Source organism: Halothermothrix orenii H 168, from assembly GCF_000020485.1.
Lineage (GTDB): Bacteria > Bacillota > Halanaerobiia > Halanaerobiales > Halothermotrichaceae > Halothermothrix > Halothermothrix orenii.
The window spans coordinates 1,205,454-1,217,391 of the sequence record NC_011899.1 but is presented as its reverse complement, the minus strand read 5'-3'; the positions used below and the strand labels follow the sequence as shown (position 1 = coordinate 1,217,391).

At 33.6% G+C, this 11,938-nt stretch carries 11 protein-coding genes and 1 pseudogene; 4 read left to right on the top strand and 8 right to left on the bottom strand.

The genetic code is table 11. The annotated features are described in order from the left end of the window. Nucleotides 1–332: 332 nt before the first annotated feature. Nucleotides 333–500: a hypothetical protein gene (locus tag HORE_RS13080; protein ID WP_226984202.1), complete on the top strand. Its 168-nt coding sequence runs from the start codon at nucleotides 333–335 to the stop codon at nucleotides 498–500. 383 nt (nucleotides 501–883) lie between these two features. Here HORE_RS13080 and HORE_RS05880 read toward each other — a convergent pair whose 3' ends face one another. The 8 genes and pseudogenes from HORE_RS05880 to HORE_RS05845 all read right to left on the bottom strand — a co-directional run bounded on the left by HORE_RS05880 (nucleotide 884) and on the right by HORE_RS05845 (nucleotide 7,621). After that, a complete protein-coding gene (locus tag HORE_RS05880) occupies nucleotides 884–1,960 on the bottom strand; it encodes an ArsR/SmtB family transcription factor (protein WP_012636059.1) in 1,077 nt (358 codons plus the stop codon). A 29-nt stretch (nucleotides 1,961–1,989) separates the two neighbouring features. Beyond that, the gene (locus HORE_RS05875) at nucleotides 1,990–3,291 is read right to left on the bottom strand and encodes an MFS transporter (RefSeq protein WP_012636058.1); all 1,302 of its coding nucleotides are present in this window, start codon (nucleotides 3,289–3,291) and stop codon (nucleotides 1,990–1,992) included. Between the two features lie 188 nt (nucleotides 3,292–3,479). Next, a pseudogene (corA, locus tag HORE_RS12685) lies at nucleotides 3,480–4,297 on the bottom strand (magnesium/cobalt transporter CorA). Nucleotides 4,298–4,651: 354 nt separating this feature from the next. Next, a complete protein-coding gene (locus tag HORE_RS05865; protein ID WP_012636057.1) occupies nucleotides 4,652–4,924 on the bottom strand; it encodes a cupin domain-containing protein in 273 nt (90 codons plus the stop codon). A gap of 39 nt (nucleotides 4,925–4,963) precedes the next feature. Next, nucleotides 4,964–5,494, bottom strand: coding sequence for a nitroreductase family protein (locus tag HORE_RS05860; RefSeq protein ID WP_012636056.1), 531 nt, complete (start codon nucleotides 5,492–5,494; stop codon nucleotides 4,964–4,966). Nucleotides 5,495–5,556: 62 nt separating this feature from the next. Beyond that, entirely contained in the window at nucleotides 5,557–5,793 is a 237-nt protein-coding gene (locus tag HORE_RS05855) for a glutaredoxin family protein (RefSeq protein ID WP_012636055.1), read from the bottom strand. Nucleotides 5,794–6,017: 224 nt separating this feature from the next. After that, a complete protein-coding gene (locus HORE_RS05850; RefSeq protein ID WP_012636054.1) occupies nucleotides 6,018–7,169 on the bottom strand; it encodes a glycosyltransferase family 4 protein in 1,152 nt (383 codons plus the stop codon). Nucleotides 7,170–7,183: 14 nt separating this feature from the next. Continuing rightward, a complete protein-coding gene (locus HORE_RS05845; protein ID WP_226984201.1) occupies nucleotides 7,184–7,621 on the bottom strand; it encodes a phosphatase PAP2 family protein in 438 nt (145 codons plus the stop codon). Nucleotides 7,622–7,937: 316 nt separating this feature from the next. Here HORE_RS05845 and hflX point away from each other — a divergent pair, with 316 nt between their 5' ends. The 3 genes from hflX to HORE_RS05830 all read left to right on the top strand — a co-directional run bounded on the left by hflX (nucleotide 7,938) and on the right by HORE_RS05830 (nucleotide 11,934). Further along, a complete protein-coding gene (gene hflX, locus HORE_RS05840) occupies nucleotides 7,938–9,125 on the top strand; it encodes a GTPase HflX (protein ID WP_012636052.1) in 1,188 nt (395 codons plus the stop codon). 455 nt (nucleotides 9,126–9,580) lie between these two features. Continuing rightward, a complete protein-coding gene (locus HORE_RS05835) occupies nucleotides 9,581–11,491 on the top strand; it encodes an OPT family oligopeptide transporter (RefSeq protein WP_012636051.1) in 1,911 nt (636 codons plus the stop codon). A gap of 107 nt (nucleotides 11,492–11,598) precedes the next feature. Next, complete coding sequence (locus HORE_RS05830) at nucleotides 11,599–11,934, top strand: PqqD family protein (protein ID WP_012636050.1); 336 nt, start codon at nucleotides 11,599–11,601, stop codon at nucleotides 11,932–11,934. Nucleotides 11,935–11,938: the final 4 nt, after the last annotated feature.

Genomic DNA, 11,938 nt, shown 5'->3' with positions numbered 1-11,938 from the left:
AAAAAACAGATTATAAAAGAATCTTATTAGAAATAAACTCTCAAACCAGCTGAAATGTATAATATATTACCTGAAGTATAACCAAGTTCACTCCTGGTTTTTATATTATCAATTGACTCTATCGAATTGTATTCATACCCAAGACCGCCACCAATATTAACATTATCCTGGAAATTACCTTTTTTATAAACCTCCCTAATTTATCTACTATCTTTCAATTTAAATATATTTTTCTCCATTAATAAATAAATTCCTGCAAATTTTATCGTAAAAAGGGATTTTTTATTATTTTGTAGAATTAGAAAAATAAATATATTCAGGAGGTTATTTCTATGAAAAACAGATTATTAATACCAGTAATGTTACTTATTTTATTAATTATAACTCCTACCATTTACGTAGTGAAAAACTATTTGAAGGAAAATACAAAATTGCCTTTGTCTCAGACCAAACTGGTAATAAAGATATTTTTGTTATTAATGATAATGGTACAGGTTTAAAACAATTAACAAAAAATAAAAAAGATGATGTAATTCCCATCTGGGCCCCTGATGGAAAGAAGATAGCCTATGTTTATGATAAAGCCTTTCTCAATATATTTGATAAAAAATCAGGAATATATATAATTAATCCTGATGGTAGGAATGAAACATATTTATCAGATGGTGAAGACATCTCCTGGTGTCCTGACAGCAAATATATTGCTTATACAAAAACAATCCCTCCAGTCATGGAAGATGATGAAACATATTATGGTCTCTACATTATAAATATAATGAAAGTGATAAAGCAATACATATAAAAGGTAACAATTATGATACTATATACCCAAATAAACAAACTATTAAGCCCCTATCACAAAAGATAGGGGCTCTTTTAGTAATTACAATCCCAGGGTTTCTTTCAGTATATCAATTACCTGTTTTATTCTATCCTTACATAATTTATAATAAATTCTGTTACCTTCTTTATCTATCCTGATTAATCCTGAATTTATAAATTTTTTTAAGTGATAATTTACAGTTGGATTACTAATATTGAGCTTTTCACCCAGTTCAGTCATATAACTCGGTCCCTGGCTGAGATGCTGCAGCATAAGCAACCGGGTTTTATCACCAAGGGCTTTAAAGACATGGGCCTGTTCCTCAAGGTTCTTTTTACCTCTCATAACTTTAGATGCATATTCGGGAAATTTATAGCCAACAATTATTAGTTGAGAAGATGGAAAAATAATATCAATATACTCTCCAAAATAAGAAACGATAACTTTAATTTCCCGGTCTGTATTTAAAAGATTGCTCTTTTCTGTGAATATATATTTCATGCCCTGATTTACTGAATTTATCAGTTCCTCTATATGTTCGTTAATATAATTATTTATTGTTTTTAAAACCACTTCTTCTCTACTCTTAAAATGTTTATGATAATAATTAAAAAGAAAATCTACGAATTCTTTCTTTGTTGTACTGGCCCTGCTGATTGTTTTATACACCATCCACTTCCCTTTATCATCAAGGTTGAAATTACTATCAATGATTTCAAATAGATTTCCATTATTTATCCAGTTATTTATAAACCCGGGGGATAATGGTTTTTGACCGACATAATTTGATTTCAGTAAATAGTATAAAAAGTGGTTTAACTCCAGACTTTTTAAACCATTTATAAATCTATCTATATTAAGATCGTTTTCCCTGAACTCAATTGAATTTATATATTCAATTAACCCCAGGGAAAATAAACATTCAGTTCCAAAGTAATAATTTAATAACTCCTTTTCGTTATCATTAAATGAATTAAGGGTGTTTTTAACCCAGTCATGTATTTCTTTTTTACTATTTAAATTAAATTCCCGGATTAGTTTTTGTAATTCATCATTTTTGGCCAATCTGATTAAGCTTATCAGTAATTCGTAACTTGAATTAGTATGAAGTATAATGTTGGATGTATTTATCTTCAATGTTTACTCCTCCTCATTAATAGATAATATTACATAGAATAGTCAACATCATCTGTCATTATATTATCTTCTGCTTTTTTATTTAAATTTCTAAGGGCTTTTACTCTGGTCATAACAAAGGCAACAACTAAAGTAAAACCACCTGTATATGCAAATAGTAAATAGGCAGCTATTAAGTCAAAGAGATAACCTGTAATTGCCATGGAGATAGGCACCAGACCCTGGCTCAATGACATAATCAAACCAAATATTCTTCCCCGGATCTCATCAGGAATTATTCGTTGTAGTAAGACCATTATCGGTATATTTATAATGGCATTAATAATACCCAGCGTTGCCAGGATAACCAATAATGTCAGATAAACATTATTAACCCCATAAGCTTTGAATACTGAAGGCATTATAGTAAAGCTAAATCCCAGTAATAAAAGAGCCAGTATTGTTATATTTATAATAAAAACTTTATAGTACTTTTTAATTTCGGGTAAAAAATTCATTACTATTGCACCAATAAAAGCCCCGGCTGGAGTTACAGCCTGAGCAAAACCAAATAATTTGCTTCCTACAGCAATAACTTCCTTAAAAACATACGGTATTCCAACTGCCATAATTCCAGATGTAATAAAATTTAAAAATAATGCAGTGTTAAATAGTGACAAAATTGTTTTATGTTTGAATAAATATTTTACTCCAAACTTAAAGTCAGAGAAAAAAGATGTCTTATGTTTTATTAATGTTTTTTCTACAGGTGGGATATTTATAAAAAGCTCAGATATTGCTGAGATAATAAAAGATATTCCATTAAGGAGAAAGACACCAGCGACCCCGAAGATGGCAATCAATATTCCCCCAAGAGCAAAGCCGATTACCTGTGAAAAGTTTTGACTAAAATGTTCAATGGAGTTGGCTTTCTGTAAATTTCTATCAAGGACAATATTGGGAATAGTTGCCGAAACTGCCGGGTTGAAAAAAGAACCACAAACAGCCAGAATAACAGTAATAACAGCAAGGTGAATAAAAGTTACAACATCTGTATATATAGCCCAGCTTAAAAATATTACAGCTATACCCCTGATTAAATCCATCCCGACAATAAGGAGTTTCCTGCTGACTCTGTCAGCTACTACTCCACCAAAAGGACTGACAATTACCCCGGGTATGGTAGACAGAAATAAAATAATTCCTGTTGCAGCTCCACTTCCGGTCAGTTCCAGAACAAACCAGGTTAACCCCACATAGTGAACCGCATTACCGATTCGAGAAACAAGCCCGCCAGTAAATAATAACAAGAAATTGGTGTTTCTAAAAATACTCTTCTCTTTAGAGGACATGAAATAAACCCCTTCCTTTTTATTTTTTAGAATTCTAAAACCTTATTTTATACAACCATCTAATATTATGATAAAAAATATATAATGTTTTATGATTATCTAATATTATTATATACGATTGTTTAATAAATTACAAGAAATATTTTACTCTAATTTTATTATTTTATTATATTATTATTAACACTATTTTAAAACCACTTTTTCTTTTTAAAGTATATCAGCATAACTACAGCCACTACTAACATTATTACAAGAACAAGTGGGTAGGCCAGGCGGTATTCAAGCTCGGGCATATAATTAAAATTCATACCATAAATTCCGGCAATAAAAGATAAGGGTATAAATATGGTAGAGATAATAGTTAAAACCTTCATTATTTCATTCATTCTATTGTTAGTGCTGGACAGATAAATTTCCAGTAGACCCGAGATAACATCCCGGTAACTTTCAACAATGTCCATTAATTCAATTATATGATCATAAACATCTTTTAAGTAAAAAACAGTCTCTTTTTTTATTAAGGAAGTTACAGGCCTTTCAAGTTTTGAGATAACTTCTCTTAAAGGCCACAGGGATTTCCGGACAAATATAAGTTCCCTCTTTAATTTATATATAGATTTGACATCAACTGTATCCGGGTCAGTAATAATCCTTTTTTCCTTATTTGTCCCTTGTTATTTATCAATCTATCTTTTATAGGTTCAAATACGGTGTCTGTACTTTCCAGGAATGTAATAACGTAATTTTTTCCTAGAATAATACTTAATTGTTCTGAAACTACCTTTTTTTCATATGAAAACAAGTGGCAAACTATATAAATATATTTTCCCTGGTTTTCTAATTTAGGTCTTTGATTAACATTAACTATGTCTTCCAGTATCAGAGGATGGATTCCAAATCTATTACCTGTCCCCTCTATAATATCTGTTTTACTTAACCCTACAATATTTAGCCAGTAAACTTTGTTATGATCATCCAGGTCTGGTATATCTTCTGGTTTTTCCATTTCTTTTACAAAATAATCTTCATTATTATATTCTATCAGAGATATACTAATCTCTTCATTTGTTTTATCACCGGTATAAATAATAGAACCAGGTGGCATTCCTGCCTTTTTAAAGGATTTATTTATTATCCCTGTCAAAACCCTAATCACCTCTTTTAATCTACATTATAAATATATTTTTTCTCCTGTTTATTTATTATAATAATTGTAAATGTGTTTTAATCTTTTATTGAACAGTAAATACATTTATACACATTTCAGAAAAATAATTTTATTTAATTTTCTGTTTTTTATATATTAATAAACCGATGCCTTAAAAGGCATCGGTGTTTTAGTGGTGTTGTGCCAGCCTGTTTACTGGCCAAGTTTATAATGTTTTTTAACAGGTTTAGTTATCTTCCAGCTACACTCCAGCCCTTCAGGGAAGGTTACAAGATCACCGGCACCAAATTTAACTGTTTCTTCATTGGTTTTTACCTCAACTTCACCCTGTAAAAGATAACACACTTCTTTTTCATCATAGTACCAGTCAAACTCTGAAACATCCTTTTCCCAGATAGGCCAGGATTCCACTCCTAATTTTCTAAGTTTTTCCTGGGATGGTCTTTCAACTTTAATCCTCGCCATAGCCATACCTCCTTAAATAACTATTATTATATTGTTAATCTAATTGTAACTATTTCCCCACTTTTCATTATACACAATTTCTTTTAAGGGTTTTCTTCCCCTGTCCCTTCCCCGTTCAGCAGGGTATCCCAGGGGAGTTAATCCAATAACCCGGTATGGAGCTGGTATATCAAGAATCTTTTTTACATCTTTTTCATAAAAGGCTCCTATCCAGCAGGTACCAAGACCTTCAGCAGTAGCAGCCAACATCATCTGTTGTAAGGCAATGGCTCCGTCTACAGCAAAGGACGTCATATAATTACCATGATATTGATAAACTTCCTCCTCATTAACACATACTGTAATAATAGCATCAGCTTCTTTCATGAATTTTTGACCTTTACAGGCTTCTATGAGCTTATCTTTTAACCCAACATCACGGGTAATAATAAACTTCCAGGCCTGAACATTTTTGCCTGAGGGAGCCAGCCGCCCTGCTTCCAGCACCCTTTTCAGTTTTTCCTCTTCAACAGGCTTTGATATGTATTTACGAATACTCCTTCTCTTTTTAATTGCCTCATATATATCCATTTAAATACCTCCTTTAATGTATTAATTATATGTAACATGTAAGAACTGTTAATGGTCTTCTATTAACTATTATTCTCCTGAAACCACCTGATAATGTCATCTGACTCATAAAGGGGGGAACCGTTAATTAATAAACAGGGAACCTGATACTTACCCCCTATCATTTCCAGTTCTCTCCTTGCCTCATGGTCCTTTCTTGTATTTCTCAAGGTCACTTCTACTTCATTTTTTTTAATATAGTCCAGCACCTTCTGACAGTAAGGACATTCTTCAAAATAATAAAGAATCAATTCAGGCATTTTAAAACCTCCCCTGATAACCTGACCCTAATATAGTATATTCTTTTAATAAAAAGGAATTCCTCCCTGGCTTTTTATTTTTAAAAAGGCAAAAGTCCTGCCCCGTTAGGCAGGACCATGAGGGAAGTATATATTAAAAAACCGGGGAGCTTGTTTTAATATTTAACTGATTGGCTTCAAAGTTCCCAGTTCTTTATCTGAACTTAAATCAGGAACAAAAATATTTAAGCTGATTTAATAACATTATTATCTATTTTACCAAGTATAGATCTGTAATAATCAAATAACTCATTAAAAACTTCATTCCAGGTATTATTTAAAGCATGTTGACGGGCATTTTGTCCCAGTGTTTCTCTTAAACTTTCATTACTTATTACTTCTTCTATTTTATTTACAAAATCATCTATATTATTCCGGAAACAGGCGAGCCCGTTATACCTATCTATCAGATTTTCCTTAACCCCACCGGCATCAAAAGCAACAACCGGCAAACCGGATGCCATTGCTTCCAGGATTACATTACCGTACGTTTCTGTAACCGATGGAAAAACAAAAACATCACTTGAAACATAAATTGATGCCAGAGTTTTACCTGTTAAATAACCTGTGAAAATAGTATTTTCAGGTGCAATTTCCTTTAATTCACTAAACATAGGTCCCTCACCTGTTAAAATTAATGATATTTTATTTTTATACTTTTTGTTGAGTAATTTGACAGCTTTAATTAATAATTTAAGATTCTTTTCGGGAGCCAGTCTCCCAACATATAGTAAAGCTAATTTGTTTTCAAAATTATATCTTTTTCTCACATTATTACTCCTTTTTTCAGGTGAAAATAAATCTGTATCAATACCACGCCCCCATACCCTAATATTTTCTATTCCTTTTTCCTCCAGTTCTCTTTTGGTCATTTTTGAGGGGCACAAATTTAGACTGCTCTGCCCATGGAACCACTTTAAAAAATTCCAGACCGGTTTTTCTAAAAACCTTAAGTTATAATATGAAAGGTATTTATCAAAATTAGTGTGGTAGGAGGCAATTAGTGGTATATTATTTCTTTTTGAATATCTTAAACCGCAGAGTCCCAAATTAAAGGGAGTTATTACTTTAATAAGATCTGGCTTAAATTTATCCAACTTTTCTTTAATTTTGAAATAGTTTGGTAAAGATACACGGCACTCAGGGTATAAAATAAACTTTAAACTTGCTAACCTTATAATATTGTTCTCCATATAATCCTTTATCTCAGGCATTTTAGGAGCAAATACAATATATTTAATACCATGTTTTTCATAATAATTTATTAATTTATCAAGATTTTTAGTAACTCCATTAATCTGAGGAGAAAAAGTATCTGTAAACAAAGCAACTTTCAATTGTCTTTACCCCCTTATAAAATAATGAAATGGTGAGTTCCAAAGGAAAATACTATTGCAATTAATATACCAAAAAAAACATCAGACGGATAGTGAACTCCCAGATAAATTCTTGATACACTTACAATTGTGGCCAGAGTAGTAAATAATAGACTAAATGCTGGGAAATGAAATGATAATACCAAAGCCAGAGAAAAAGCAGCAGTTGAGTGGCCTGAGGGGAATGAATACCCTTCCACTGGAATAATATAATTGGTTATTTCTTCAATAACCCTGTAAGGGCGTGGTCGGTTTGACACCCTCTTTAACACATGAACAATAACATGACTTGAAGATAATACGAGTAGGCTTTCCCAGCCAACTAATTTATTACCTGCAGGGTTTATAGCTACTAAAATTAAGCACAGAGTTATAGAAACTACCGCCCCGCCGAGGTGGGTAATATAAGACATAAATAAATCTAAAAATTTACACTTTATTCTGTTATTGAAAATGTATAATAATTGAATATCCTTTGAAATTAATTGATAGGTAAGTTTATTCATATTCTCACCCTCTATTTATTTGGTTAATCTTATTATAATATACAGTTGTTAAAGGGTTGTTACTCTATTATTAACTAAATGTAAAAATGTTGTACTACTTAAACACTGTTGTTTGACTAAAAGAAAATGGTTGGATATAATTGACTTAGAATATAAAAAGGTGGAGGGATAAAATATTACCGTCACTGAAGATTTAAGGGGAAATGCATTTACTCTGGCCATTGTGGTTGGTCAGGATGAAATAAGCCTTGAAGAACTAAAGCGACTGGCTGATACTGCTGGAGTAAAAGTATTAAAAAAATTAATGCAGCGTCGTTTTGTTATAAATCCTGCCTTTTATATAGGCAAGGGCAAACTGAAAGAACTAAAACATTTAGTATTTGAAAATGGTGCAAATCTTGTAATATTTGACAATGAACTAACTCCAGCCCAGTTCAGGAATCTCGAAAATTTCCTGGAAACCAGAGTTGTTGATAGAACTCAGTTAATTTTGGATATTTTTGCTCAACATGCCCATACCAGAGAAAGTAAACTCCAGGTTGAACTCGCCCAGCTTCAATACCTTCTACCGAGACTAACTGGAAAAGGAGAAGAACTATCGAGACTCGGGGGTGGTATTGGTACCAGGGGCCCCGGGGAAACAAAGTTAGAAATAGACAGACGTCGTATTGAAAAAAGAATATATAAACTCAAACAGGAATTAAAGAATGTAAAAAAGAATCGTCAAATCCAGAGAAAATCAAGAAAAGACCCTGTTGTAGCCCTGGTCGGTTATACAAATGCTGGTAAATCTACCCTGTTAAATACACTAACCAATGCAAATACTGAAGTGGCTGACAAACTATTTGCAACCCTTGATTCTACATTAAGAAGGTTAACCCTCCCCTTCGGTAAACAGATTATTATTAGTGATACAGTTGGTTTTATAAAAAAATTACCTCACCAACTGGTAGCTTCATTTCAGGCAACCCTGGAAGAAATCAAAGAAGCTGATATCTTACTTCATGTAGTCGACAGTAGTGAACCCGAACTTGAAAACCATATTAAGGTTGTCAATGCTGTCTTAAAGGAACTTGGGGTCTTTCATAAAGAAAAAATAATGGTCCTTAACAAGATTGATCGACTAGAAAAAGGTCAATTACTTGACCTTGGTATAAAATATCCACGTGCTGTGCCTGTATCCGCTCTATCGGGTAAATGTATAGATAATCTTATGGGAAAAATATGTGAAATTATGTTAAATGAAATGACAACAGTTCATTTAAAAATTCCTTACCACGAAGCTGGATGGATTAATACAATACATCACCAGGGGTTAGTACTGAAAGAAAAATACGTTAATGACTCTATTATTATAAAGGCAACAATTCCCACAGAACTGGCAAACCGGTTAAAAAAATATACCTATTAAATAAATTCTCATAAACCCGGTAACCATTAAAATTTTAACTTTACTGGGTATTATTATTTAATCATTTACTCTAGAGAAAATTTTTTTTAAAGTGCATTATTTTTAACTCTATTAACTCCATTTATTTTTCTTCTACCGTAATAATTAAAAAGCTAAAAGAATACATTAAGGATAGGACATGTTTAAATCCCGGTCCTGAATGTTTTACAGAGTTTTAGAATTATATTTTTCATAATATTAACATCAAATAAGTAAATACTTCAAGTATTGTCAATTTTCTTGAAGTTCTAACAAACATAAGATATAATTTAATTGGGATATTAGTTGAATTAAGGGACCTTAACTTAGGGGGGTGTATATTTACAATTTTCATGGATGTTTATTTAAATAACTTTCATGATTAATTAATTTTAGTGACCGGGAAATAACAAATTACAAAGGGAGGTATTTTTTTAATGGAAGAAAAGAAAAAGGGACTCCATCCCAGTGCTTATGAAGTTATACCCGGGGAAGAATATCAACCATATGTTGCTGCGGAAAAAGTAATGCCAGAATTTACACTGACGTCAGTAATAGTAGGTATTTTAATGGCTGTTATTTTCGGTGCTGCAAATGCTTACTTGGGTCTTAAAGTAGGTATGACTGTCAGTGCATCTGTCCCGGCAGCTGTTATTTCCATGGCAATTATACGCGGTATTATGAAACGAGATTCTATTTTAGAAAATAACATGGTACAAACTGTAGCTTCAGCCGGTGAATCCCTGGCAGCCGGTGTCATATTTACAATTCCAGCTTTAATAATCTGGGGTATTCAACCGAGTATTTTCAGAATGTTTATTATCGCCTTGATTGGTGGTTTAATCGGGGTTTTATTTATGATTCCACTCCGCCGCCATTTAATTGTCGGTGAACACGGTAAACTTCCATATCCTGAAGGTACTGCCTGTGCAGAAGTTCTGGTAGCTGGTGAAACAGGTGGTAGTGGTGCTAAAACAGTATTTACAGGCCTCGGTATCGGTGCCCTTTATAAATTTATTGCCGACGGCTTTAAATTATGGCCAACCTCTATTGAAACTACTCTACCCGGTTTAAGGGGAGCAGCTATCGGTATGGATGTTCTACCGGCCTTACTGGGTGTTGGTTTTATTATTGGGCCCAGAATTGCAGCATTAATGCTGGCCGGTGGTATTATGGGATGGCTGGTCTTTATCCCTCTAATTGCAACTTTAGGTCACAACTTACCTGAACCCTTCTACCCTGCCCCTGCTCCCATAGCTGAACTGGGTTACTGGGGTATCTGGGACTATTATATCAGGTATATAGGGGCCGGCGCTGTAGCCCTGGGTGGAATAGTTAGTCTATTAAAGGCTATTCCCACCATCTGGAGTTCATTTAAAGATGCTCTGTCAGGGTTTGCAGAAGGCATTGGTGATATTAACAAAAGGACCTTTGATGACCTTTCAATTAAATGGGTAATTGCCATATTAGTAATACTATTCCTCTTAATTGCCTTTACACCACAAATTCCTGTAGGTGGACTCGGTGCCCTTTTTGTTCTTTTATTCGGCTTCTTCTTCGTAACCGTATCTTCAAGAATTGTAGGTATTGTTGGTAGTTCATCCAACCCTGCTTCAGGAATGACCATAGCTACTCTCTTATTTACTACAGTACTCTTTAAGGCTTTTGGCTGGACAGGAGAAACTGGTATGATTGCTGCCTTAAGTGTTGGGGCCCTGGTATGTATTGCTATTGCTGTTGCCGGTGATACCTCCCAGGACTTAAAGACCGGTTTTCTGGTTGGGGCTACCCCTAAAAAACAGCAGACTGGTGAAATAATTGGTGTACTTGCTTCTGCCCTTGTAATTGGATTTACCCTGATCTTGTTACATGAAGCCTATACCATAGGTTCTAAAGAACTGGCTGCACCACAGGCAACTTTGATGTCTTTAGTTGTTAAAGGTATTATGGAAGGTACTCTACCCTGGGCTCTTGTCTTAACAGGTGTCTTTACAGCCTTAATTGTTGAGCTCTTTGGTATAGGGTCTCTTCCCTTTGCAGTCGGGCTATATCTTCCGATTCATCTCAGTACTCCAATTATTATTGGTGGAATTATCAGGGGGCTCCTTAAGAAATTCACCAGTAATGATGAAGACTTGAAGGAAAAACGTGAAAAAGGAATTCTATTTGCTTCAGGGTTAATTGCTGGAGATGCCCTGCTGGGTGTTATCCTTGCTATAGTTGCCTTCTTCGGGGGTTCTCTGGCCTTATCAGATTCTCCGGTGCTTGGAAGTAGCTGGGCCCTGATCTTCTTTGGCCTTCTGGTCTTAAGCCTTATTAAGTATTCCTGGTTGGCCAAAAAAGAATAATATTTAGCTAAAAGGATAAATTATTAAAACTATGGGGGATATTATATGTATCCCCCATAGCTATTTACACCTTTTCTTAAATAATTTAAAAAAAGGGGTAGTTGTTTGTGCCTAGGAAAAAAAATCTATTAGAGATGAAACCCAGAAGAAGAGAAAATATTGATTGGCAGGAAGATGAGGACGGAAATTTAACACTTATAATTAAACGTAATGGTTGGATAGACAGGATCTTTCAAAAAGTTTTTAAAACACCAAAACAGACAACCCTTGAACTCGACAAGGTAGGAAGTTTTGTCTGGCTGGAGTGTGATGGTAATCAGGATTTAAACCAGATAGCTAAAAAATTAAAAAAACAATATCCTGAAGAAGCAGCCCCAGTTTATGATAGGCTGGTCACTTTTATAGGTATATTAAAGAATAATGGATTAATAACTCTGAAATAATATA